Origin of the sequence: Streptococcus sp. SG2, assembly GCF_030439925.1 — a bacterium.
Classification (GTDB): domain Bacteria; phylum Bacillota; class Bacilli; order Lactobacillales; family Streptococcaceae; genus Streptococcus; species Streptococcus gordonii.
This window is the reverse complement of sequence record NZ_JAQFJD010000006.1, coordinates 1-22,909: the sequence shown is the minus strand read 5'-3', so window position 1 is coordinate 22,909 and position 22,909 is coordinate 1. Positions and strand designations below refer to the sequence as shown.

Below are 22,909 nucleotides of genomic sequence, written 5' to 3'. Positions count from 1 at the left end.
TATTTGCAACTATAGTGTGCTATACTAGATTATAATCTAGGAGTGCTTATTTTAGATAAAATGTTTTGGAGCTGAAAGAGCTCAGAAGAGGTCAGTTGCTGCAGTGCCTGACTGACGTAGCTATTTTCAAAGCCAATCAGTTGGTCATAGAGTTTGAGAGCCTGACTACTAGGATAGAGCTCTTTAAATTTCTTATTTTGAGCTTTGGCCTTTTTGATAATAAGCCCTCGATCTTCCAACTTTTGTAAAGATCTGCTAAGGGTTGTTTTATCAATCTGGACCATTTCTGCTAGTTGAGATTGTGTCATCCCTTCATTCTCGACGATGCGAATCAGAAGTAGAAACAGATTATTGTCAAGCCCGTAGTTACTAGCTTCCTGATTCATTTTCATCATGGCCTGTCTTGAAATGAAACCCATTTGTCTGAAAAGTTGACGGTAATCCATAGGAACTCCTTTGTAGTTGCATTTGCAATTATTATACATTAAAAGTTTGGAGGAAACAAGTATGTGGTGGAAGAAAAATTTAAGTGAGCTGGATGTGATAGAATTTTATCAAATCCTAAAACTACGAATTGATACTTTTGTGGTAGAGCAGGAGCGAATCTACCATGAATTAGATGCGAAGGATCTAGAAGCAGTACACGTTTTTCATACTAATGAAGGTGGAGAAATTGACGCTTATGCTCGTGTCTTTGTAGAGGATGAACATCTAGTCTTTGGTCGAGTTGTTACAGCCAAATCTAGTCGAGGAAAAGGCTTAGGAGGACAGCTTATCAGAGAAATTCTGAGTTTCTGTGCCGAAAAATGGCCAGGAAAGGAAATTAAAATTGAGGCACAAGAACAAGTTGTTGAACTCTATGAGAAATACGGCTTTGAGGCAGTTGGTCAGCCCTTTCTATTTGAGTCAACACCTCACCTTACCATGGTTTATAAGGCAGATTAAGTTGTTATAAAAGAATAAAAAAATAAGCTTAAGAGCTTATTTTAATGGAATTGAAATTTCAATGAGTTTGTCAGCGTAGATTGTTTGAATACCGGCAGTATCAATCGCTTTTGTATCTATTTTTCTTTTGAGGAAGAAGTCACGAATTTTTTCAATTTCTTGTTCACGCACTGCACGGTGTGTATTTGCAATCAGTATTTCATAATGCTTGGGTGCTTGGGTAAAGACAACATCGGTATTACCAGCTGAGTAAGTCTCAACTAAAGTGGCATCAGTACTTTCAAGCTGACTTTGAATGAGAACCGCATGGCTATTAGTTGTATTGATAAGCTTCATAAGATCTCCTCCTGTATGATGATCTACTATTAATTATAACACTTATGCGATGAATTGTGAAATATCCTACGAAGTTATAGATGAAAAAATTGGCAGAATTATTTTGCTTGATGCTCCATTTTCCACATCTCTACACCCCATTTATGGCTGCCTCTTTTTAGTTTTTCAATTACTTCATCGATTGGAAACCAAGCAAGTTGATTGAAGTCTTCTAGTGGTTTTTGAGACTGCTCAAATGAAGTGATTTCGTAAATGTAAGCTGGATTGTAGAAGTATCGGTCTCGATGTCTTGAGTAAAAATATTCATCCGCTTGACCATAATATTTTCCAACTTTAGCGGTAAATCCCAATTCTTCTATTAATTCCCGCTCTAAGGCAGATAGGTGATCTTCACCTGCTTCAATTTCTCCTCCTGGAAGAAACCAAGCCCCATTAGGAGCCTGAACAAGGATGATCTTATCATTTTCTTGGTTAGGAATGACTGCGTAAACACTATATCGATTACTGTATTCAACGCCTTCTTTTTTTTGTCCAAATGTCGCTATTGCCATATTGAATCCTTCCCTTCTTTTACTAATATCATAAAGCAGAAAGCGCTGTCTGTCAAGGTTTACTGTATAGGAAAGTTAAAAAGAAAGTAGCCGAAATATCTTATTTTAATCTCTTACTTGAGATGTGTTACAATAGGTTTAAGGTAAGGAAGTGAAATTATGACAACTCATCGTTTATTTAGAATTTTATATTGTTTATTAGAAAAAGAGAGAGTCACTGCCCCAGAACTTGCTCAGAAAATGGAAGTATCAGTACGTACAATTTATCGAGATATAGACCGTCTAAGTGGAGCAGGTGTCCCAATATATTGCAACCCGGGAAAAGGTGGAGGAATTTTTCTAATGAACTCTTTCGTTTTAGATAAAAGCCTGTTATCAGAAGCAGAAAGAGAAGATGTACTCTTATCACTTCAGGGATTGGAGGCTTTAAAAGGTGAAAGCCAAGCTCTAGAGAAGTTACAAAGTCTCTTTCAAGCAAGCTCAGAAAACTGGATTCGTGTTGATTTTACAGATTGGCGAAATCAGAAATATCAAGCAGATCTTTTTGACATAATTAAACAAGCGATTTTCCAAAAATGCTTGATCAGTTTCCTCTATAGGGGTCAGGAGAAAGAAGAAACTCGAATGGTTGAGCCTCTGCAATTGCTCTTTAAAAGTCAGGCTTGGTATCTATATGGTTTTTGTAGGAAGAAGCAAGATTTTCGCCTTTTTAAACTAAGCAGAGTCAGTCAATGTCAGATATTGCCGGAAACATTTGAAAGAAAAACAGTCCAACTGGCCATCAATAAAGAGAAGGTGAAGGAAGAACTTGTTAGCCTTACATTAAAATTCGACAAAAGTCAGGCTTTTCGTGTCTATGAAGAATTTTCTGGTCAAATTAGACAGGACCCCGATGGCAATTTACTAGTAGAAACGGAATTTCCAAAACACAGTAGTTTGTATTCTTATCTTTTATCTTTTTTGGATAGTGTTGAGGTGTTAGAGCCACTTGAAGTTCGGCAAGAGCTTGCCCAAATTGTTAAAACTATTTCACAAAAATACAAAACCTGACAGATCCTGTCAGGTTTTTCTTGCTATACTATAGATAGAAAGAAGAAAGGAGTAAACATATGAAATACGAATGGAGAAAAGCAGAGAAAAGCTTATACGGTGTGAAGGCGAGTCCGAAAGTAGTTGATGTTCCTCAACAGTCCTTTATCATGCTTGATGGGACAGGGAATCCCAATCTTCCTGGTTTTGCAGAAGAAGTTTCAGCTCTCTATGCTTTGGCTTATGCCATAAAAATGGATTATAAAAAATCTCATGCCAATCAAGAAATTCAAGACTTTACGGTTTACCCTCTTGAGGGGATTTGGCTGCAAAAAGAGCAAGGAGAACTGGTCAAAGAAGAGTTGATTTATACCATTATGATTGCCCAGCCAAGTTTTATCAGTAAAGAAATGGTAGAAGAGGCGCTTGAGAAAGTTAAGGTAAAAAAACCAAATGCTCATTATGAAAAGATTCGTTTTGAGACTATCAAAGAAGGAAAATGTTTGACCATGCTTCACCTTGGTTCTTTTGATAGTGAACCCCTTTCTTTTGCAAAAATGGATGAATTTTGTAAAGAAAATTTCTTGAATAGAAGATCTCTTTTTCATAGAGAAATATACTTAAATAATCTTAACAGAACTTCTCCAGATAAGTTGAAAACGATCCTTCGCTACCAGGTAGAATAAAAGAAAACTCCAGCCTAAAATATTAGACTGGAGTTTTTTAATTCTCTATCATCAATCCGAGCTAGTGCTGATGTCACTTGTTTGATCAAGCTCAGCTTTCTGTTTGCCCTTGATTATAATCTTGCCATTGCTAGTCATGATTGCTTTTAAATCCTTATCTGTCGGATGTTCTAGGTAATAGTCCGTAATAGCATCTTCAATATGATCTTGAATAGTTCTACGGAGTGGTCGTGCCCCCATCTTAGGATCGTAGCCAAGATCAACTAGTTTTTCCTTGACTTTAGTTGTTACATCTAGATGAATTTCGTTGCTAGCGAGTCGATTATTAACATCTTCCAGCATTAGATCCACAATCTGTAAGAGATTATCCTTGCTTAATGCCTTGAATTCAATGATACCATCAAATCGATTCATGAATTCTGGACTAAAGAAGTTACCTAACTCACCTAAGACAGAATTTGTCCGACCTTCTCGAGCAGCACCAAAGCCAACGCTAGCTTCCACTTTGCCAGTTCCTGCATTGGAAGTCATGATAATAATGGTATCTTTGAAGCTGACTGTCCTACCTTGACCATCAGTCAAACGTCCATCATCTAGGACTTGTAAGAACATATGCATGACATCTGGATGAGCTTTTTCCACCTCATCTAGGAGAATGAGTGAGTATGGATTACGACGAACACGTTCAGTCAACTGGCCTGCTTCTTCATAGCCAACGTAGCCTGGAGGTGCTCCCACAAGTTTGGCAACGCTATGTTTTTCCATGTATTCACTCATATCAAAACGAATCATGCTATCGGCAGAGCCAAAAAGTTCGATGGCCAATTGTTTGGAAAGTTCAGTTTTTCCAACGCCTGTCGGTCCAACAAAAAGGAAACTTCCGATTGGCCGGTTTGGACTGCCTAATCCCACACGATTACGACGGATGGCTTTTGCAATCTTATCAACAGCATCATCCTGCCCAATGACATGAGACTTCAAATCACTGGCTAAATGAATAAGCTGAGACTGCTCTTTTTCCTTCAAATCCCCAACAGGAATATTTGTTTTTTGCTCGACAATAGCTTCGATCTCCTTCTCACTGATGATAGGAGTATCTTGTTCATCTATTTTAGCAGTTTGCATTTCCTTATATTTGGCAATTTGGTCGCGGAAGTAGGCTGCTTTTTCGTAATCTTCATCGCGAGTGGCCTGTGTTTTCAGATTTTCAGCCTCTATCAAGCGTCTGTCAATTTCTTTTGGATCAACAAAATTGAGGGTTAGGTTCATCTTAGATCCTGATTCATCCAAAAGATCAATAGCTTTATCGGGAAGGAAACGGTCCTGAATATAACGATTGGATAGGATGGCAGCAGCTTCAATAGCTTCATCTGTGTAGCGAACATGGTGGTAATCTTCGTATTTCTTTTGAATTCCCTTTAGAATTGTGATTGTTTCTTCTACAGTTGGTTCATCTACCTTGACTGGTTGCATCCGTCTTTCTAATGCTGCATCCTTTTCAATGATTCGGTATTCGTTGAGAGTAGTAGCTCCAACCAGTTGAAGTTCACCTCGAGCAAGAGCAGGTTTGAGAATATTTCCAGCATCCATATTACCGTCGCCCGCAGAGCCAGCTCCAACAATTTCATGGATTTCATCAATAAAGAGAATGATGTCATTACGATTGCGAATCTCATCCATGAGTTTTTGCATTCGTTCTTCAAATTGCCCGCGAATACCAGTTCCTTGAACAAGGCTGACAACATCGAGCCGAATGACCTCTTTTCCTTGCAGTTTTTGAGGAACGTCACTATCGACTATTTTCTGTGCCAAGCCCTCTACAACAGCAGTCTTCCCGACACCAGGTTCGCCAATAAGGACTGGATTATTCTTAGTTCGGCGATTGAGAATTTCTATAACACGACGAATTTCATCATCTCGTCCAATCACTGGATCAATATCACCACGTCGAGCAATTTCTGTAACGTTAATACCAAACTCTTCCAAAAGACCTTTTGGTTTATTGGAGGCTGACTGAGGACGCTGGTTGTTAGAACCAGGACCATAGTTGCCCCCTCCATAACTACCACCTGACTGAGTTGGAGGTGTAGAATCCTTTGGTCCTTGGAAATTCCCCAGATGATTAAAGAAATCATCAAAAGGATCCATATTATGATTATTCATGTTCGTCAGTCCACCCAAAAGAGAGTTATTTGGATCAGTTTTCATAATCTGATAGCAATTTTGACAGAGGTCAACTTGTTGTTTTTTACCATTTACATTAGTGTATAAATGAATGGTAGATTCATTGATTTTACAGTTTTGACAAAGCATATTTTTACCTCTTTCTTGGCAAATTATAAAGAAAAATTATTTGGTCAAAAATAGTCAAACTTTATAATCTCATTATATCAGTATTCTCTATCTTTGCAAGAATAAAGAGTCAAAATCAGTATCTATTTTTCAAATTATTTGGTTTTGTCAAACAAATTTCGTTAAAAAATCACAAAATTTTAAACTTTTATTAGGTGTTCACTTTCTATTTATGGTAAAATAGAAACGATAAAGCAAATAGGAGTACTAAAAATGGAATCACATTTAGTTAGAATTATTAATCGATTAGAAAGTATGGCAAGCGATGGTGGTAGTCTAAAGCGCAACTTCGAACGTGATGGCGTTGTTGTTGCTGAAGTCGCTTACAGTTATGATGAGGAAAATGGATCTGTCTTCACACTCCGTGATGTTGCAGCTCGTGAAACTTTTACTTTTGATAGCATTGACTTGATTGCGATGGAAATCTATGAATTGTTATACTAAGAAGCACACATGAGGTGCTTTTTCTTTTAGTCAAAAGATTAGACTATAGTCTGGTATAAGGAAAATGTATAGGGGGATTAAGTCGTTTTTTGATATAATAGAAGGCACAGTGATAAGAAGAGGGGGAGAGAGATGGCTGAGTTAATTGATGGGAAGGCATTAGCTGCAAAGTTACAAGGGAAGTTAGCCCAAAAAACTGCTAAGTTAAAAGAGAAAACAGGACAAACACCTGGTTTGGTAGTGATTCTAGTGGGGAATAATCCTGCTAGTCAAATTTATGTACGTAATAAAGAACGCTCAGCCTTGGCAGCTGGATTTCGGAGTAAGGTAGATCGTCTGCCAGCAGAGACCAGTCAGGAAGAGTTGTTGAGTTTAATTGAAACTTATAATCAAAATCCTGATTGGCATGGAATTTTAGTTCAGTTGCCCTTGCCAGATCATATTGATGATGAAGCGGTACTGCTGGCCATTGATCCAGATAAGGACGTAGATGGCTTCCATCCGCTTAATATGGGCAAGCTATGGAGTGGCCATCCGGTTATGATTCCGGCTACTCCAGCAGGCATTATGGAAATGTTCCATGAATACGGTGTTGAACTGGAAGGTAAGCGAGCGGTTGTTATCGGGCGAAGCAATATTGTCGGTAAGCCTATGGCTCAGCTCCTTTTGGCTAAGAATGCAACAGTGACTCTGACACATTCTCGAACCCACAATCTAGCCAAGCTTGCTAAGCGAGCGGACATCTTGGTAGTGGCTATCGGTCGTGGACATTTTGTAACCAAGGACTTTGTCAAGGAAGGGGCTGTTGTCATTGATGTCGGTATGAATCGAGATGAGAACGGCAAGCTAATTGGCGATGTTAAGTTTGATGAAGTGGCTGAAATTGCTAGTTTGATTACTCCTGTACCTGGAGGTGTTGGGCCTATGACCATTACCATGCTGATGGAGCAGACCTACCAGGCCTTTAAACGGAGTCTTGAATCATGAAATTTGTCTTTGATTTGGATGGGACCTTGTCTTTCGATTATATGACGATTGATGAAGAGATTAAACAGGTCCTGCTGATGGCGCCTCAGTTTGGGCATGAGGTTCTGTTTGCTTCGGCGCGCTCCTATCGGGATTGTTTGGGGCTATTAGATCCGGAATTGAGCCAGCAGATAGTGATTGGCCTGAACGGCGGAGTAGCTTATCAGAATGGACAGCTGGTGTTTGAGCGTCAGCTGCATCAGTCGAGTTATCAAGCCATTCTAGATACTTGTTTGACCTATAATTTGCCTTTTTTCGTTGATAATACTTTTGACTATAGTGGCCAGATTTTAGAAAAAATCCCTTTTATTGCCAGTGTAGATCCTCTAAAGCGAGCAAGACGGCTGGAACTGACTGAACTCCAGCATCCTATTAAGGTCGTTATTTACATGGGGAATCATGAGCAGCTCTTAGACGATTTACAGGCTCGTTTTACAAACTTGCCCAATCTAAGTCTAGACTATCATGAACATGAGAAATGTTTTTATATCAATCCGGCTGAAACCAATAAGGCTTCAACTGTAAAGGAACTCTGCGGTTCGGATTATGTGGCTTTTGGTAATGATCAAAATGATATCCAGCTATTTAAGAATTCTCTCTACGCTGTGCAGGTTGGAGATTTCCCAGGCTTGAGCGATTATGCGGATGAGCAGGTTGCCTTTCAGGAAAATCTACCCAAGGCAGTCGCAGCAAGAATCTTACAAAAATTTGCAGATTTCCGAGAAAAATAACTTTCTAGCGATACGAGGCACCTGTTTAGGTGCCTTTTGGTGTATAATGAAGATAGGTTTGGTCATCTTGAGACCAGTACAGGATGAAGTTGGTCTAGGAGAATATCATGTCAAAAAATGCTGAAAATATTTTAAAAAAAGTTATTAGGAAACGTCCCTTGGATAGTCACAAGGGGGACTATGGCCGTCTCTTACTGATTGGGGGAACCTATCCTTATGGTGGTGCCATCATCATGGCAGCTTTAGCGGCTGTCAATAGTGGAGCAGGTCTGGTGACCGTTGCTACAGATAGAGAAAATATCGCCCCTCTGCACAGTCATTTACCGGAGGCCATGGCCTTTGACTTAGAGGAGCAAGACCGATTGACAGAGCAGCTGGCTAAATCAGATCTAGTCTTGATTGGTCCTGGTTTGGCGGAGAATCAACTAGGTCTAGATATCCTACAAAAGGTAATCCAGACTGTGTCAGAACAGCAGATACTCATCATGGATGGCGGCGCCATTTCACTCTTTAGCAAGGCAGCTTTGCCATTTCCAAAAGCCCAAACAGTTTTTACCCCTCATCAAAAGGAGTGGGAAGGCTTAGCAGGTTTGAGCTTGTCAGAACAGACAGCGGTAGCCAATCAGGCGGCGGTCAATCAGCTGCCTCTAGGCAGTATTGTTGTGCAGAAAAAGCATGGGACGACCATCTATCAAAGTGGTCAAGAGCAGGTCTTTGAGCTGACAGTAGGCGGACCTTATCAGGCAACTGGCGGCATGGGGGACACGCTGGCTGGTATGATTGCCGCTTTTGCGGGTCAGTTCAAATCAAGCAGTCCCTTTGAGCGAGTCACGGCTGCAACCCTTCTTCACTCCCTTATCGCGGATGAATTGAGTCAGGAGGCTTATGTCGTCCTACCAACGTCAATCAGCAGAGCCATTCCAAGGTGGATGAAGGAGATGAGTCGGTAGACTGTTTCTTGGTTTTTTTGTATGCTGGGTTCTATTTTGAGGTGCCCAGTTTTTTCTTGCTTTTCAAGGCATTTTTAAGTTTTGAAATCGGTTTTTTATGCAGTTTTTTGTTATAATAAATGTTATGTGAAAACTAGATAAGAAAGGAAAAGGACATGCCAGAATATTTGTCGGTTTCGACCTTGACCAAGTATCTGAAGATGAAGTTTGAGCGCGATCCTTATTTGGAGCGGGTCTACTTGACTGGTCAGGTGTCCAATTTCCGCCGGCGTCCCAATCATCAGTATTTCTCATTGAAAGATGAAAAGGCCGTCATTCAGGTCACGATTTGGTCCGGTGTCTACCAGAAGTTGGGCTTTGAGCTGGAAGAAGGCATGAAAATCAATGTCATTGGCCGGGTACAGCTCTATGAGCCGAGCGGTTCCTATTCTATTATCATCGAAAAGGCAGAGCCGGATGGTATCGGAGCTTTGGCTATCCAGTTTGAACAGCTCAAGAAAAAACTTGGAGAAGAAGGTCTTTTTCAAGACAAATTCAAGCAAGCCTTGCCACAATTTCCTAAGAAAATCGGCGTCGTAACCAGTCCCAGCGGAGCGGTCATCCGAGATATTATCACGACGGTCAGCCGTCGCTTTCCGGGAGTGGAGATTGTCCTTTATCCTACCAAGGTGCAGGGGGATGGGGCTGCAGCTCAGGTTGCTGACCACATCAGACTGGCCAATGAGCGGTCGGATTTGGATGTGCTGATTATTGGTCGAGGTGGCGGTTCTATCGAAGATCTCTGGGCTTTCAACGAAGAGGAAACAGTACGGGCTATTTTTGAGTCTCGGATTCCTGTTATCTCTAGTGTCGGCCATGAGACAGATACGACTTTGGCGGACTTTGTAGCAGATCGCAGGGCTGCGACTCCAACGGCAGCGGCTGAGCTAGCAACACCAGTCACTAAGCTAGATCTGCTAGGACATTTGCAGCAGCAGGAAAACCGCATGTCACGGGCAATGTCCAATCGCCTGAGCTATTATCGAGAGCGGTTGAATAAGCTAACCCAGTCGGTTATCTTCCGTCAGCCAGAGCGGCTTTACGATGGTCATCTGCAGAAGTTAGACCAGCTCAACCTGCGACTAAAGCAAAAAATTCGCGAATATTATAGTGAAGAGCAACAGCGGGTCAAAATCTTGCAGCATCGTTTAGAAGTATTGAATCCGCTCAGTCGCGTTCAGCGTTTTCAAGAGCAGACTGTCCAGCTGGAGCGTTTGTTGCGTAGCAACATGGCGGTCATTTATGATAACAAGGTGGCTCAAGTCAGGAGATTGTCCGAGGCCTTGCTTATGCTGGATACCAGTCGAATCGTGGCGCGTGGCTATGCTATTGTCCAAAAGAATCAAAAGGTTATCGAATCAAGTGCAGGCATTGAAGAGAAAGATGAGCTGACCTTGCTTATGCGGGATGGGCAGCTGGAAGTAGAGGTGAAACATGTCCAAAGAAAAGAAATTTGAAGAAAACTTAGCAGACTTGGAAGTCATTGTTCAAAAGCTGGAAAATGGTGATGTAGCCCTGGAAGAGGCGATTGCGGAATTTCAAAAGGGGATGAAGCTTTCAAAGGAACTCCAGGCTAGTCTGGACAAGGCAGAAAAGACCTTGGTTAAGGTCATGCAAGAAGATGGTACAGAAACGGAAATGGAATGAACCAGGAAGAAAAAATAAGACAGATAGACCAGACGATCATTGACTATTATAGTAAGAAAGCAGTGTCAGATTCTTTGGTAGAATCCATTCTCTACTCTGTTCAAGCAGGTGGCAAGCGGATTCGGCCTTTGCTATTATTAGAGCTAGTTGAGGCATTTGGTTTGCCTCTTCAGTCTGCACATTTTCAAGTAGCTTCCGCTTTGGAAATGATTCATACTGGAAGTCTCATTCATGATGATTTACCAGCAATGGATGATGATGACTATCGGCGTGGGCGTTTGACTAATCATAAAAAATTTGGCGAAGCCATGGCTATATTAGCAGGAGATTCTCTCTTTTTAGATCCTTACGGCTTGATAGCTGTAGCAGAGTTACCAAGCCAGGTTAAGGTGAATTTGATTATGGAACTATCGCAAGCAGCTGGGACCTTCGGCATGGTTGGGGGGCAAGCTCTCGATATGGAAGGGGAAGGCTGTCAGCTTGATTTGGAAGAACTTCAGGCTATTCATGCTCACAAAACGGGCAAGCTCTTAGCCTTTCCTTTTGTAGCAGCAGGATTGCTAGTGCAGGTTGATGAAGGAGTCCAAGCTAAACTTCGCCAGATTGGTGAGTTGATAGGTTTAGCATTTCAGGTTCGAGATGATATTTTAGATGTGACGGCGAGTTTTGAAGAATTGGGTAAAACACCGCAAAAAGACTTGGCTGCAGCTAAGTCTACCTATCCAGCTCTTTTGGGGTTAGAAAAGGCAAAAGAAATTTTGGATCAAGCTTTAGATCAGGCTCAAAATTTACTGAAGGAGATCGCTCAGAATCGCCCCTTCTCAGGAGAAAGCCTCACGAAAATCATAGAAAGTTTGAGATTATATGACTAAGGAAAGAGTAGACGTTCTAGCTTTTAAACAAGGACTTTTTGAAACTAGAGAGCAGGCAAAACGGGGGGTTATGGCTGGCCTAGTTGTGTCAGTTATCAACGGTCAGCGCTTCGATAAGCCAGGTGAAAAGATTGATGATACAACTGAACTAAAACTTAAAGGTGAAAAATTGAAGTTTGTCAGCCGTGGTGGACTAAAATTAGAAAAGGCCTTGCAAGTTTTTGGAATTTCAGTGAAAGATAAGGTAACGCTAGATATTGGTGCTTCGACTGGTGGCTTTACTGATGTTATGTTGCAAAACGGTGCAAGTCTCGTCTACGCTGTTGATGTCGGCACTAACCAATTAGCTTGGAAACTTAGACAGGATCAGCGCGTCATCAGCATGGAACAGTATAATTTTCGCTATGCTTCAGTAGCTGATTTTGAACAAATACCGCAGTTTGCTAGCATTGATGTCAGTTTTATCTCTCTGAGTTTGATTTTACCTGCCTTGAAGGAAATTCTGGCGGAAGAAGGGCAGGTTGTTGCCTTGATAAAACCACAGTTTGAAGCCGGTCGAGAACAGATTGGCAAGAACGGCATCATCAAAGATAAAAAAGTCCATGTAGCGGTCTTAGAAAAGGTCACATCTTTTATGGTAGAACTTGGTTTTTCTGTCAAAGGCCTGAATTACTCTCCTATCCAAGGGGGACACGGCAATGTTGAATTTTTGGCTTATTTAGAAAAAGAATCTCAACCCCAAAATCTAGTAGCAGACCTGATCGGCACGGTGGTTGAGGCAGCGCATAAGGAATTTAAGGATGAATAAAAAGGAAAGATTAGAAAAAATTAGACGATTTGTCAATGATTTTGAGATTGGTACCCAGGAGGAGATTGTTACTTATTTAAGACAGTCAGGGATTAAAGCAACTCAGGCGACAGTTTCTAGAGATATCAAGGAATTGGGGATTGTAAAAACGCCACTGAAGAACAACACCTATATTTATGAAATTCCCAAGTCAGTGAGTAGTAGTTTAAAGCTAGCTGAGAATACAATTCTAGAAGCTAGCACCTTAGGAAATATGATTAATCTGAACTTGGTTCCTGGAAGTACGGCTGTCATTAAAAGACAAATCACTGAAGCATTCTCAGAAAAAATATTTAGCATTATCACAGATGATGATAGTATTTTGATGATTCTTAAAGATAAAGAAGACATTTCAAGAATTTTAGACGTTATCGAGAATTGGTAGGAAAGCCATGTTATTAGAAATCTCTATAAAAAACTTTGCTATTATTGAAGAAATCTCTCTTCATTTTGACCAAGGGATGACAGTCCTGACCGGCGAAACTGGGGCAGGAAAGTCTATCATTATCGATGCTATGAATATGATGCTGGGTAGCCGTGCTACTACAGATGTTATTCGTCATGGAGCTACTAAGGCAGAAATTGAAGGATTGTTTTCATTGGAGAATAGCTCAGCTATAGAAGCAATTTTTGAAGAGCAGGGCTTGGAATTGACTGATGAGCTTATTATCCGCCGAGAAATTCTGCAAAATGGCCGTAGCGTCAGCCGGGTTAATGGACAGTTAGTTAATCTATCAGTTTTGAAGGCTATTGGTCAACATTTAGTAGATATTCATGGTCAACACGATCAGGAAGAATTAATGCGTCCTCAGCTTCATATAGCCATGTTGGATGAGTTTGGAGATGAGGATTTCGTTGCCTTGAAAGCTTTCTATCAAGAAACCTTTGATCACTATCGTCAGCTTCGCAAACAGGTTCTGACCTTGCATAAAAATCAAGAGGAGCATAAGGCTCGCATTGAAATGCTAGAATTTCAGATGGCTGAAATTGATAGTGCTTCCTTGAAAACTGGTGAAGACAAAGCTCTCCACCAAGAACGTGATCGCTTACTCAATCACAAGCTGATTGCTGATACCTTGACCAATGCATACGCTATGTTGGATAACGAGGATTTTTCTAGTTTGGCTAATGTGCGTTCAGCTATGAACGATATGGAGTCTATTGAAGAATATGACCCAATATATAAGGAATTATCTTCGAGTCTTTCTGAGACCTATTACGTTCTGGAAGATGTGACTAAACGGTTGGAGGATATCTTAGATGGCCTAGATTTTGATGGCAACCGCTTGATGCAGGTTGAAAGTCGTTTAGATTTGATTAACAGTATCACTCGAAAATATGGTGGCCAAGTAGATGATGTTCTAGAATATTTTTCGCAAATTTCGAAAGAGTACCAGCTACTGACAGGTAGTCATTCATCTTCTGAAGATTTAGAGGCAGAACTTAAAGAGTTAGAAAAGCGGTTGGTGAATTTGGCTGGACAGCTTAGCCAAGCAAGGCATACTTTAGCTAAACAACTTGAGTCGGAAATTAAGCAGGAACTGCAAGATCTCTATATGGAAAAAGCGAATTTTCAAGTTCAATTTAACAAGAGCAAGTTTAACCGTGAAGGTAATGAGCAAGTGGAGTTTTATATTTCAACTAATCCTGGAGAAAACTTTAAGCCTTTAGTTAAGGTTGCATCAGGTGGGGAATTATCTCGTCTAATGCTTGCAATTAAATCAGCTTTTTCTCGGAAAGAAGGAAAGACTAGTATAGTCTTTGACGAAGTTGATACAGGAGTTTCGGGTCGTGTAGCTCAAGCTATTGCACAAAAAATCCATAAGATTGGCAGTAATGGTCAGGTTTTAGCAATCTCTCATCTGCCACAAGTCATTGCCATTGCAGACAACCAATTCTTTATTGAAAAAATTTCTGATGAAAATTCTACTGTTTCAACTGTTCGTCTCTTGGACTTCGATGAGCGAGTGGAAGAAATTGCTAAGATGTTAGCTGGTGAAAATGTAACAGAAGCCGCTTTGAGCCAGGCGCGTGAATTATTAAAGAAATAGGCTTGCAGAAGTACTTTTGATCAAGAGGGGGAGAAAGATGACTGATTACTTTGTTATTGGGGATGTTCATGGCAAGTATGACATGCTAAATGACTTATTGCAAAAGTGGGATGGTCATTCTCAGCTGGTCTTTTTAGGTGATTTGATTGATCGTGGGGAAAATAGCCGAGCTGTTTTAGAGAAAGTTAGAGACTTGGTAAATCAGCAAGGAGCGATTTGCTTATCAGGAAATCATGAGTTTATGTTTCTGACTTGGTTGGATAATCCAGCTAAGTCTTATGACCATTACCGCCGAAATGGTGGGGATACAACTATTAATTCTATTTTGGGACGGCCTTTGGATGCTCCTGTTGACGCAGTATTGGATGCGCAAGCTGTTTTAGAAAAGGCACCAGATTTAGTTGAATTTATCCGTAAAATGCCTTTTGTGCTGGAGACAGATAAATATATTTTTGTTCATGCTGGAATTGAATTAGACTTGGATGATTGGCATGATACTTCAGACTATCAAAAAGTCTGGATTCGAGCTCCTTTCCATGAAGGAGACAATCGTACAGGGAAGACGATAGTCTTTGGCCATACACCAACTTTCTATCTTTTCCATGAAAAACCTGGAATCAGCCAACTTTGGCAGACATCAGATGGGAAAATTGGTATGGATGGCGGTGCTGTCTATGGTGGTGTCTTGCACGGACTACTTTTGGATGATTCGGGGATTAAAGAGCATCACTTTATAAGAAATGACCAATGTTCTTCAGAAGGTTAGCCATTCCAAAAATGAAATTATTTTGATATAATAAAAACAATAAATGCAATAAGTAGGGAAAAAATGGCAAAAATAAAAATTGTAACCGATTCTTCCATCACGATTGAACCAGAAGTTGTAAAAGAGTTAGATATTACAATTGTTCCGCTCTCTGTCATGGTTGACGGTGTAGTTTATTCAGATTCGGATTTAAAAGAGGGTGAATTTTTACGCCTGATGAAGGAAAGTAAGAATTTACCAAAAACGAGTCAGCCTCCGGTGGGAGTCTTTGCTGAAGTGTTTGAAGCACTGGCAGAAACAGCTGATCATATCATAGCTATTCATATGTCACATGCTTTGTCTGGTACTATTGAAGCAGCAAGGCAGGGTGCTACTCTAGCTAATGCAGATGTGACCATTATTGATAGCTCTTTTACAGATCAGGCTCTTAAATTTCAGGTGGTAGAGGCTGCTAAACTAGCTAAAGATGGTGCTGAGTTGGATGAGATTTTACAAAGAATAGAAGAAGTAAAAGAAAAATCCGAACTTTATATTGGTGTTTCGACTCTTGAGAACTTGGTTAAGGGTGGGCGAATCGGTCGGGTGACTGGCTTAATCAGCTCATTGCTTAATATCCGAGTAGTGATGCAAATGAAAAATCACCAGCTCCAAACAATTGTAAAAGGCCGAGGGGATAAAACCTTTAAAAAATGGTTGAATGAGCTGGAGGATAAGTTGACGAATGTAGATATAGAAGAAATTGGCATTTCCTATGCAGGAACTCCTGCTTATGCTACAGAAATGAAAGAAAGATTGCAAAAGTTTGTTGAAAAATCAATTTCTGTACTCGAAACTGGGTCGATTATTCAAACGCATACTGGCGAAAATGCTTGGGCAATTTTAATTCGATACCGCTAAGTATTAAATAAGAAAAATCAAAGGAAATCAGCCTAGAAAAATTGTAAAAACGTTGTTTTAGGCTTGACCTAAAAACGTTTTTAAGTTATGATAGTACATGTTAGGGTATTCATTACCCGATAAAATTTTTGGAGGATTTGTTAAATGGCTAACAAACAAGATTTGATTGCAAAAGTAGCAGCAGCTACAGAATTGACTAAAAAAGACTCAGCAGCAGCTGTTGATGCAGTATTTGCAGCTGTAACTGAATACCTTTCAAAAGGTGAAAAAGTTCAATTGATCGGTTTTGGTAACTTCGAAGTTCGTGAACGTGCAGCTCGTAAAGGTCGCAACCCACAAACTGGTAAAGAAATCAAAATCGCAGCTTCTAAAGTTCCAGCTTTCAAAGCAGGTAAAGCACTTAAAGACGCTGTTAAATAATCTTGATTTTCAAAGCCTATTGTATCAACGTTTTGACGTTGTACAATAGGCTTTTTTGTTGCTTTGGGGCAAAGTTGGGGAGATTATCTGTTTAATAGTTTAACAATATGTACGTCTATTTTTGAGTGATATGTGTAAGTAGTTATATAATAGACATAGAATCTGAAAGATAACTATTTTTAATGTTCAATTATTTTCAATGCCGTTTTGCAATTAAATGATTTAATAAAATTATTCCAAGTCAGATTAATGATAGAGAGTAAAAAATCTATTGATAAAAATTCTTATTTACAATCATTCTTAATAGTCAAGATTGCTTATACGTGATATAATGTAGGTAGCTAGTAAGAATAGGGAAGAAGAATATGAAAGAACATAAGCACCATCTGGACCAGAATAAAGAGTACTATCAAGATGTACTAAACCATTTGAGAGAAAAAGGAGTTCGTATTACAGAGACTCGAAAGGCTGTGATTGATTTTATTATCCAAAGCCATGATCATCCCAGTGCTGATATGATTTATCAGGCTCTACTGCCTGCATTTCCAAATATGAGCCTGGCAACAGTTTACAATAATCTCAAGGTTCTCATTGATGAGGGATTTGTTTCCGAGCTTAAGGTCCGGAATGATACTACAACTTATTACGATTTTATGGGTCATCAGCACCTTAATGTTATCTGTGAAAAATGCGGTCGGATTGCTGATATGGATTTAGATTTACCAGATGTTCAGCAAGAAGCGGCAGATCAGACGGGATATCAGATCACTAAGAGTCAAATGGTGGTCTATGGTATCTGCCCAGATTGTGTGGCCCGACAGCAGGAAGCTAGTTAAAAATAAAGGGAAAGTTGGGATCGCTCTCCCTTTTTGCTAGCTCTAATATTCTGGTTAAAAATATCACAAATATCTTACTGAGACTAGCTTTTTAAGGAAAAATTTTGTAAAATATAATGGTAGCTGTATGACAGTTTTCAAAAATTAAAGGAGAATTTCTAATGGTAAAATTAGTTTTTGCTCGCCACGGTGAGTCTGAATGGAACAAAGCTAACCTTTTCACTGGTTGGGCTGATGTTGATTTGTCTGAAAAAGGAACACAACAAGCGATTGACGCTGGTAAATTGATCAAAGAAGCTGGTATCGAATTTGACCAAGCATACACTTCAGTATTGAAACGTGCGATCAAAACAACAAACTTGGCTCTTGAAGCTGCTGACCAATTGTGGGTTCCGGTTGAAAAATCATGGCGCTTGAACGAACGTCACTACGGTGGTTTGACTGGTAAAAACAAGGCTGAAGCTGCTGAACAATTTGGTGATGAGCAAGTTCACATCTGGCGTCGTTCATACGATGTGTTGCCACCTGCAATGCCTCGTGATGACGAATACTCAGCACACACTGACCGTCGTTACGCTTCACTTGACGACTCAGTAATTCCAGATGCTGAAAACTTGAAAGTGACTTTGGAACGTGCCCTTCCATTCTGGGAAGACAAAATCGCTCCAGCTCTTAAAGATGGTAAAAACGTATTCGTAGGAGCTCACGGTAACTCTATCCGTGCCCTTGTAAAACACATCAAACAATTGTCAGATGACGAAATCATGGGTGTGGAAATTCCTAACTTCCCACCATTGGTATTTGAATTCGACGAAAAATTGAACGTGGTAAAAGAATACTACCTTGGAAAATAATAGTTAGAAAACAGGAGGCTTAGGCTTTCTGTTTTTGATTTATTTGATATAATAGACTGTAATATTTAAAGTATGTGCAATTCTATAGAATTGTGACAGAAAGGAATCAAGTGAGAAAATCATTTTATAGTTGGCTCATGACTGAGCGCAATCCAAAGAGCAATGAACCAAAGGCGATTTTAGCTGATTTAGCTTTTCAGGATACGGCTTTTCCCAAGCACACTGACGATTTTGATGAGGTCAGTCGATTCTTGGAAGAGCATGCTAGTTTTCCTTTTAATCTAGGTGACTTTGATGCAATTTGGGAGGAATATCAAGCACATTAGAGAAAGGTTCCAAATAGTCTTTTTTTGCTTGCTTTGATATAATAAAGGTAATTCATTAAAAAATAAATGAGAGAGGTTCTTTGTTTGCAGGAACATTCAGTAGAAATTAAGTTGAGCCATCCAGATGATTCATTCCACCTTTTTGGATCTAATGAACGACATCTGCGTCTGATGGAGCAGGAATTAAAGGTGACGATTCATGCCCGTACTGAAATTGTGCAGGTATTGGGAGAAGAGACTGCTTGTGAAGAGGCTAGACAAGTGATTCAAGCTCTCTTGGTCTTGGTCAATCGTGGCATGACCATTGGAACGCCTGATGTGGTAACAGCAATTACTATGGCCAAAAATGATGAGATTGATAAGTTTGTTGCCCTTTATGAAGAAGAAATCATCAAGGATAGTTACGGTAAGCCGATTCGGGTCAAGACACTTGGCCAAAAAATATATGTGGACAGTGTCAAGAATCATGATATTGTCTTTGGAATCGGGCCAGCCGGAACAGGTAAGACCTTTCTAGCAGTGACCCTGGCTGTAACTGCTCTTAAACGTGGGCAAGTCAAGCGAATTATCCTGACACGTCCAGCAGTAGAGGCTGGTGAGAGTCTGGGATTTCTGCCTGGTGACCTTAAGGAAAAGGTGGATCCATATCTGCGGCCGGTCTATGATGCCTTGTATCAGATTTTGGGCAAGGACCAGACGACGCGCCTTATGGAGAGAGAAATTATTGAAATTGCTCCTTTGGCCTATATGCGGGGTAGAACTTTGGATGATGCTTTTGTAATTCTAGATGAAGCGCAAAATACGACCATCATGCAGATGAAGATGTTTCTGACTCGGCTGGGCTTCCAATCTAAGATGATTGTTAATGGAGATATTAGCCAGGTTGACCTACCACGTAATGTTAAATCTGGTTTGATTGATGCCCAGGAAAAATTAAAAAATATTTCTCAGATTGACTTTGTGCATTTCTCGGCTAAAGATGTAGTCCGCCATCCAGTGGTGGCTCAGATTATTCGGGCTTACGAACCGGCAAATCCTATCAAATCTGACACCTCAGAAGTAACAGATAAGGAAACTGAATAAAGAAAAAGAGCAGATTTATTTCTGCTTTTTTTCTGCGATTCTCAGCCTATTGTGATTCATAAAATTAGGGACAAAAAACGCCATACATATAATTTCGCGCTTTGCTTATTGAAAAATATGGCGCAATAAGGTGTGCAACTCAATTGGAAATCGGACAGTAAAAAATATAGTATAAAAGGCATAATTTTTGTTTTTATTAAGATGATAAGATCGTTAATGTATGTATTACAGAGGGTAGTAATTGAAAAATACAAAAAAGTAATTATTTTTTTGATTGTACTTTCATTTGCAATATTTTTGTGATAGAATATGGTGAATATGTCTATTTAAAATGATTGAATGCGGATCATTTTAAATTTGGAGATAAATTATGAAAAGGAGAAGTCGGATGAAGATGCGATTTACTACCGATTTTGGTAGAAAAATGAAGGCGTTTATCGGCCTAATCGTTTTATTTTTTTCTATTTTTCTTCTTCCAATTCAGTCTTATGCTGCGTTAGAAGAGATTAAAAATGGAACGGATATCTCTACCTTGGATATTCGTAAGTTTAATTTGAATATCAACAATGTCAGTGTTTTATCCAAATCACAGTCTGTTGATCAGTTTCATTTATCTAATCCCCATTATGAATATCTCAGTGGTGGTGCCTATCCGGGTGAGATGGAGAACTTTACTCTTAAAGTAGATAAAAGTAAAAAACAGGATCAAGTTTTTGAAAATCCTCTTTCTCTAAAATTCACAAATATTGGAACCGTTAATGGTAAGCAAGTAGATGCTTATCTAAATTTCAATAAAGTAACCCTGCACTATCTAAACACTGCTCAAGCAGAATCTGAGATGAATAGCGCTCAAAAATCTACTGTTGAATTTTTCTCAATCTCAGAATTGTGGGAAAGCAATGCATTTGAAATTGGGAATGTCCCTTATGTGGATGCGAATCATGATTACATCATGAATAAGGCATTTTGGATTGATGCTGATGTAACTGCAGAGTTGCGTTATGCAGATGGATCAGAGACAGATTTGAAGTTGGTCATGAAACCAACGGACATCGATGCAATGGATGCAAATAACTTGAAGGAAACCTTCTATGTTAAAGATTATCAAAATGGTGTTAATCTTCGTCTGATGAATAACGCCAATGTTTTGAAACAGGAAGACCAAGGAGAACGAACTGCTTGGATTGCGACTCAAGTAACAAGTGGTAGTAACTATGAAAATAACGTTTCAGGTTTAGCGCTTAGATCTAATAATAACAGTATGAATTTCGGTTATTCATCAACTGAAACCTGCTCGGCGGTATTTGGGCTTTATATTGAAAAGATTGATCCGCGACCAGTTCTTGAGGTAGATCCAGCTGAGATTCCAGCTAAGGAAGGACAAGATGTAACATATAAAGCTACTTTTAAAGTTCCGGTTCCAGGTAAGGACATTTTAGCAGCCCCTTCATCTATTGAAATGGTTCAAAAATTTGATGAGCGTTTGGATTATAAAGAACTTAAAGTTGAATCAGGTGGAGTAACGCTGCAAGAAGGTCGTGATTATACGATTGAAAAGACAGGTCAAACAGTTACCGTTAAAATGACACCTGAATACCTAAAAGGGAACTCTTCGTCGGATATCATTATTACCTATAAAACAGCTACAAACAAAAAGGTAGAAGAAAAGGGTTCTGAAAAAATTGACAACACTGTAACATTGCATGTTGATAATTTATCAGCTCCTTCTAATCAGGTAAGTACTGCTCTTCTTTATGAAAAGCATCATGAGTTTGTGAGTGGAACTCCAGGTAAAGAACTTCCACAAGAAGTGAAAGACCTGCTTCCAGCAACAGAAAAGAATTTATCTAATGGAAGCCAAGTAACCCCGACTCAACCAAGTAAAACCGAGGTTAAGACAGCAGAAGGCACTTGGAGCTTCAAGTCCTATGACAAGACTTCAGAAACCATCAATGGAGCAGACGCACACTTCGTAGGCACCTGGGAATTCACCCCAGCGCCAACCTACAAGGCGACACACGAGTTTGTCAGTGGAACTCCAGGCAAAGAGCTTCCACAAGAAGTAAAAGATCTGCTTCCAGTAGCTCAAACAGACTTGAAAGATGGCAGCCAAGCAACGCCAACACAACCAAGTAAAACGGAAGTTAAGACGTCAGAAGGCACTTGGAGCTTCAAGTCCTATGACAAGACTTCAGAAACCATCAATGGAGCGGATGTTAAGTTTGTAGGCACTTGGGAATTCACCCCGGCGCCAACCTACAAGGCAACTCACGAGTTTGTGAGTGGAACTCCAGGCAAAGAGCTTCCACAAGAAGTGAAAGTCCTGCTTCCAGTAGATCAAACAGACTTGAAAGATGGTAGTCAAGCGACTCCAACGCAACCAAGTAAAACAGAGGTTAAGACAACAGAAGGTACTTGGAGTTTCAAATCATACGATAAGACTTCCGAAACCATCAATGGAGCAGACGCACACTTCATAGGAACCTGGGAATTCATCCCTACCCCAACCTACAAGGCAACTCACGAGTTTGTCAGCGGAACTCCAGGCAAAGAGCTTCCACAAGAAGTAAAAGATCTGCTTCCAGTAGCTCAAACAGACTTGAAAGATGGCAGCCAAGCGACTCCAACGCAACCAAGTAAAACAGAGGTTAAGACAACAGAAGGCACTTGGAGCTTCAAGTCCTACGACAAGCCGTCTGAAACCATCAATGGAGCAGACGCACACTTCGTAGGAACATGGGAATTCACCCCAGCTCCAACCTACAAGGCGACACACGAGTTTGTCAGTGGAACTCCAGGCAAAGAGCTTCCACAAGAAGTAAAAGATCTGCTTCCAGTAGATCAAACAGACTTGAAAGATGGTAGTCAAGCGACTCCAACGCAACCAAGTAAAACAGAGGTTAAGACAACAGAAGGCACCTGGAGCTTCAAGTCATATGACAAGCCATCTGAAACTATCAATGGAGCGGATGTTAAGTTTGTAGGAACCTGGGAATTCACCCCAGCGCCAACCTACAAGGCGACTCACGAGTTTGTCAGCGGAACTCCAGGCAAAGAGCTTCCACAAGAAGTAAAAGATCTGCTTCCAGTAGCTCAAACAGATCTGAAAGACGGTAGTCAAGCGACTCCAACGCAACCAAGTAAAACGGAAGTTAAGACAGCAGAAGGTACATGGAGCTTCAAGACCTATGACAAGACTTCCGAAACCATCAATGGAGCGG

The 22,909-nt window shown here is 40.1% G+C and carries 25 protein-coding genes; 21 read left to right on the top strand and 4 right to left on the bottom strand.

Translation table 11 applies throughout. The features are described from left to right. Positions 1-29: 29 nt before the first annotated feature. Positions 30-485: a MarR family winged helix-turn-helix transcriptional regulator gene (locus tag PCY09_RS09840; RefSeq protein ID WP_061602276.1), complete on the bottom strand. Its 456-nt coding sequence runs from the start codon at positions 483-485 to the stop codon at positions 30-32. 22 nt (positions 486-507) lie between these two features. Between PCY09_RS09840 and PCY09_RS09835 the strand changes: the two genes are divergently transcribed. Then, positions 508-945, top strand: a complete 438-nt coding sequence (locus PCY09_RS09835) for a GNAT family N-acetyltransferase (protein ID WP_061602277.1) — start codon at positions 508-510, stop codon at positions 943-945. 36 nt (positions 946-981) lie between these two features. Here the strand turns inward: PCY09_RS09835 and PCY09_RS09830 are convergent, their stop codons facing one another. Both PCY09_RS09830 and PCY09_RS09825 read right to left on the bottom strand, forming a co-directional pair. Next, positions 982-1,281 carry a DUF1827 family protein gene (locus PCY09_RS09830; RefSeq protein ID WP_008809096.1) on the bottom strand — a complete coding sequence of 100 codons (300 nt, stop codon included), beginning with the start codon at positions 1,279-1,281 and terminating at the stop codon, positions 982-984. A gap of 98 nt (positions 1,282-1,379) precedes the next feature. Continuing rightward, on the bottom strand, positions 1,380-1,832 hold the full coding sequence (locus PCY09_RS09825; protein WP_125397348.1) for an NUDIX hydrolase: 453 nt from the start codon (positions 1,830-1,832) through the stop codon (positions 1,380-1,382). A gap of 159 nt (positions 1,833-1,991) precedes the next feature. Between PCY09_RS09825 and PCY09_RS09820 the strand changes: the two genes are divergently transcribed. Next, entirely contained in the window at positions 1,992-2,882 is an 891-nt protein-coding gene (locus tag PCY09_RS09820; protein WP_045773848.1) for a YafY family protein, read from the top strand. 59 nt (positions 2,883-2,941) lie between these two features. Further along, complete coding sequence (locus PCY09_RS09815; protein ID WP_045773847.1) at positions 2,942-3,547, top strand: GyrI-like domain-containing protein; 606 nt, start codon at positions 2,942-2,944, stop codon at positions 3,545-3,547. Positions 3,548-3,598: 51 nt separating this feature from the next. Here PCY09_RS09815 and PCY09_RS09810 read toward each other — a convergent pair whose 3' ends face one another. Next, positions 3,599-5,860, bottom strand: a complete 2,262-nt coding sequence (locus tag PCY09_RS09810; protein ID WP_125397349.1) for an ATP-dependent Clp protease ATP-binding subunit — start codon at positions 5,858-5,860, stop codon at positions 3,599-3,601. Positions 5,861-6,112: 252 nt separating this feature from the next. Between PCY09_RS09810 and PCY09_RS09805 the strand changes: the two genes are divergently transcribed. The 18 genes from PCY09_RS09805 to PCY09_RS09720 all read left to right on the top strand — a co-directional run. Continuing rightward, entirely contained in the window at positions 6,113-6,343 is a 231-nt protein-coding gene (locus tag PCY09_RS09805; protein ID WP_008809091.1) for a DUF1797 family protein, read from the top strand. A gap of 132 nt (positions 6,344-6,475) precedes the next feature. After that, on the top strand, positions 6,476-7,330 hold the full coding sequence (locus PCY09_RS09800) for a bifunctional methylenetetrahydrofolate dehydrogenase/methenyltetrahydrofolate cyclohydrolase (RefSeq protein WP_061583573.1): 855 nt from the start codon (positions 6,476-6,478) through the stop codon (positions 7,328-7,330). Next, positions 7,327-8,100 carry an HAD hydrolase family protein gene (locus PCY09_RS09795; protein WP_125369993.1) on the top strand — a complete coding sequence of 258 codons (774 nt, stop codon included), beginning with the start codon at positions 7,327-7,329 and terminating at the stop codon, positions 8,098-8,100. The genes PCY09_RS09800 and PCY09_RS09795 overlap by 4 nt, the downstream gene beginning before the upstream one ends. Positions 8,101-8,207: 107 nt before the next feature. Then, positions 8,208-9,050, top strand: coding sequence for an NAD(P)H-hydrate dehydratase (locus tag PCY09_RS09790; protein ID WP_125397350.1), 843 nt, complete (start codon positions 8,208-8,210; stop codon positions 9,048-9,050). Positions 9,051-9,205: 155 nt separating this feature from the next. Further along, entirely contained in the window at positions 9,206-10,546 is a 1,341-nt protein-coding gene (gene xseA, locus PCY09_RS09785) for an exodeoxyribonuclease VII large subunit (RefSeq protein WP_046165881.1), read from the top strand. Then, the gene (locus PCY09_RS09780; protein WP_008809086.1) at positions 10,524-10,736 is read left to right on the top strand and encodes an exodeoxyribonuclease VII small subunit; all 213 of its coding nucleotides are present in this window, start codon (positions 10,524-10,526) and stop codon (positions 10,734-10,736) included. The genes xseA and PCY09_RS09780 overlap by 23 nt, the downstream gene beginning before the upstream one ends. After that, the gene (locus PCY09_RS09775; RefSeq protein ID WP_125366920.1) at positions 10,733-11,608 is read left to right on the top strand and encodes a polyprenyl synthetase family protein; all 876 of its coding nucleotides are present in this window, start codon (positions 10,733-10,735) and stop codon (positions 11,606-11,608) included. The genes PCY09_RS09780 and PCY09_RS09775 overlap by 4 nt, the downstream gene beginning before the upstream one ends. After that, a complete protein-coding gene (locus PCY09_RS09770; protein ID WP_125397351.1) occupies positions 11,601-12,416 on the top strand; it encodes a TlyA family RNA methyltransferase in 816 nt (271 codons plus the stop codon). Before PCY09_RS09775 ends, PCY09_RS09770 begins: the two co-directional genes overlap by 8 nt. Beyond that, complete coding sequence (locus PCY09_RS09765; RefSeq protein ID WP_008809083.1) at positions 12,409-12,840, top strand: arginine repressor; 432 nt, start codon at positions 12,409-12,411, stop codon at positions 12,838-12,840. Before PCY09_RS09770 ends, PCY09_RS09765 begins: the two co-directional genes overlap by 8 nt. 7 nt (positions 12,841-12,847) lie before the next feature. Further along, positions 12,848-14,506, top strand: coding sequence for a DNA repair protein RecN (gene recN / locus PCY09_RS09760; protein ID WP_125397352.1), 1,659 nt, complete (start codon positions 12,848-12,850; stop codon positions 14,504-14,506). A gap of 37 nt (positions 14,507-14,543) precedes the next feature. Then, entirely contained in the window at positions 14,544-15,272 is a 729-nt protein-coding gene (locus PCY09_RS09755; protein WP_060554037.1) for a metallophosphoesterase family protein, read from the top strand. A gap of 63 nt (positions 15,273-15,335) precedes the next feature. Next, positions 15,336-16,169 carry a DegV family protein gene (locus tag PCY09_RS09750; protein WP_125366924.1) on the top strand — a complete coding sequence of 278 codons (834 nt, stop codon included), beginning with the start codon at positions 15,336-15,338 and terminating at the stop codon, positions 16,167-16,169. 144 nt (positions 16,170-16,313) lie between these two features. Further along, positions 16,314-16,589, top strand: coding sequence for an HU family DNA-binding protein (locus PCY09_RS09745; RefSeq protein WP_008809079.1), 276 nt, complete (start codon positions 16,314-16,316; stop codon positions 16,587-16,589). A gap of 365 nt (positions 16,590-16,954) precedes the next feature. Next, positions 16,955-17,425 carry a peroxide-responsive transcriptional repressor PerR gene (gene perR / locus PCY09_RS09740; protein ID WP_082307102.1) on the top strand — a complete coding sequence of 157 codons (471 nt, stop codon included), beginning with the start codon at positions 16,955-16,957 and terminating at the stop codon, positions 17,423-17,425. Positions 17,426-17,586: 161 nt separating this feature from the next. Beyond that, positions 17,587-18,279, top strand: a complete 693-nt coding sequence (locus PCY09_RS09735; RefSeq protein ID WP_125397353.1) for a phosphoglycerate mutase — start codon at positions 17,587-17,589, stop codon at positions 18,277-18,279. Between the two features lie 110 nt (positions 18,280-18,389). After that, entirely contained in the window at positions 18,390-18,605 is a 216-nt protein-coding gene (locus PCY09_RS09730) for a YozE family protein (RefSeq protein ID WP_045634687.1), read from the top strand. Positions 18,606-18,689: 84 nt separating this feature from the next. Then, the gene (locus tag PCY09_RS09725) at positions 18,690-19,688 is read left to right on the top strand and encodes a PhoH family protein (RefSeq protein ID WP_125397354.1); all 999 of its coding nucleotides are present in this window, start codon (positions 18,690-18,692) and stop codon (positions 19,686-19,688) included. 388 nt (positions 19,689-20,076) lie between these two features. Further along, positions 20,077-22,909 (top strand): isopeptide-forming domain-containing fimbrial protein (locus tag PCY09_RS09720; protein WP_301556716.1); only part of this gene is annotated, 2,833 nt, incomplete at its 3' end.

What these genes read in the sequence shown, in the direction of transcription:
- perR (WP_082307102.1), top strand. Translation starts at nt 16,955, where the DNA reads ATGAAAGAACATAAGCACCATCTGGACCAGAATAAAGAGTACTATCAA.
- PCY09_RS09840 (WP_061602276.1), bottom strand. Translation starts at nt 485, where the DNA reads ATGTATAATAATTGCAAATGCAACTACAAAGGAGTTCCTATGGATTAC.
- PCY09_RS09825 (WP_125397348.1), bottom strand. Translation starts at nt 1,832, where the DNA reads ATGGCAATAGCGACATTTGGACAAAAAAAAGAAGGCGTTGAATACAGT.
- PCY09_RS09780 (WP_008809086.1), top strand. Translation starts at nt 10,524, where the DNA reads ATGTCCAAAGAAAAGAAATTTGAAGAAAACTTAGCAGACTTGGAAGTC.
- PCY09_RS09765 (WP_008809083.1), top strand. Translation starts at nt 12,409, where the DNA reads ATGAATAAAAAGGAAAGATTAGAAAAAATTAGACGATTTGTCAATGAT.
- PCY09_RS09800 (WP_061583573.1), top strand. Translation starts at nt 6,476, where the DNA reads ATGGCTGAGTTAATTGATGGGAAGGCATTAGCTGCAAAGTTACAAGGG.
- PCY09_RS09790 (WP_125397350.1), top strand. Translation starts at nt 8,208, where the DNA reads ATGTCAAAAAATGCTGAAAATATTTTAAAAAAAGTTATTAGGAAACGT.
- PCY09_RS09795 (WP_125369993.1), top strand. Translation starts at nt 7,327, where the DNA reads ATGAAATTTGTCTTTGATTTGGATGGGACCTTGTCTTTCGATTATATG.
- PCY09_RS09745 (WP_008809079.1), top strand. Translation starts at nt 16,314, where the DNA reads ATGGCTAACAAACAAGATTTGATTGCAAAAGTAGCAGCAGCTACAGAA.
- PCY09_RS09830 (WP_008809096.1), bottom strand. Translation starts at nt 1,281, where the DNA reads ATGAAGCTTATCAATACAACTAATAGCCATGCGGTTCTCATTCAAAGT.
- PCY09_RS09770 (WP_125397351.1), top strand. Translation starts at nt 11,601, where the DNA reads ATGACTAAGGAAAGAGTAGACGTTCTAGCTTTTAAACAAGGACTTTTT.
- xseA (WP_046165881.1), top strand. Translation starts at nt 9,206, where the DNA reads ATGCCAGAATATTTGTCGGTTTCGACCTTGACCAAGTATCTGAAGATG.
- PCY09_RS09815 (WP_045773847.1), top strand. Translation starts at nt 2,942, where the DNA reads ATGAAATACGAATGGAGAAAAGCAGAGAAAAGCTTATACGGTGTGAAG.
- PCY09_RS09735 (WP_125397353.1), top strand. Translation starts at nt 17,587, where the DNA reads ATGGTAAAATTAGTTTTTGCTCGCCACGGTGAGTCTGAATGGAACAAA.
- PCY09_RS09810 (WP_125397349.1), bottom strand. Translation starts at nt 5,860, where the DNA reads ATGCTTTGTCAAAACTGTAAAATCAATGAATCTACCATTCATTTATAC.
- PCY09_RS09820 (WP_045773848.1), top strand. Translation starts at nt 1,992, where the DNA reads ATGACAACTCATCGTTTATTTAGAATTTTATATTGTTTATTAGAAAAA.
- PCY09_RS09750 (WP_125366924.1), top strand. Translation starts at nt 15,336, where the DNA reads ATGGCAAAAATAAAAATTGTAACCGATTCTTCCATCACGATTGAACCA.
- PCY09_RS09835 (WP_061602277.1), top strand. Translation starts at nt 508, where the DNA reads ATGTGGTGGAAGAAAAATTTAAGTGAGCTGGATGTGATAGAATTTTAT.
- PCY09_RS09775 (WP_125366920.1), top strand. Translation starts at nt 10,733, where the DNA reads ATGAACCAGGAAGAAAAAATAAGACAGATAGACCAGACGATCATTGAC.
- recN (WP_125397352.1), top strand. Translation starts at nt 12,848, where the DNA reads ATGTTATTAGAAATCTCTATAAAAAACTTTGCTATTATTGAAGAAATC.
- PCY09_RS09805 (WP_008809091.1), top strand. Translation starts at nt 6,113, where the DNA reads ATGGAATCACATTTAGTTAGAATTATTAATCGATTAGAAAGTATGGCA.
- PCY09_RS09755 (WP_060554037.1), top strand. Translation starts at nt 14,544, where the DNA reads ATGACTGATTACTTTGTTATTGGGGATGTTCATGGCAAGTATGACATG.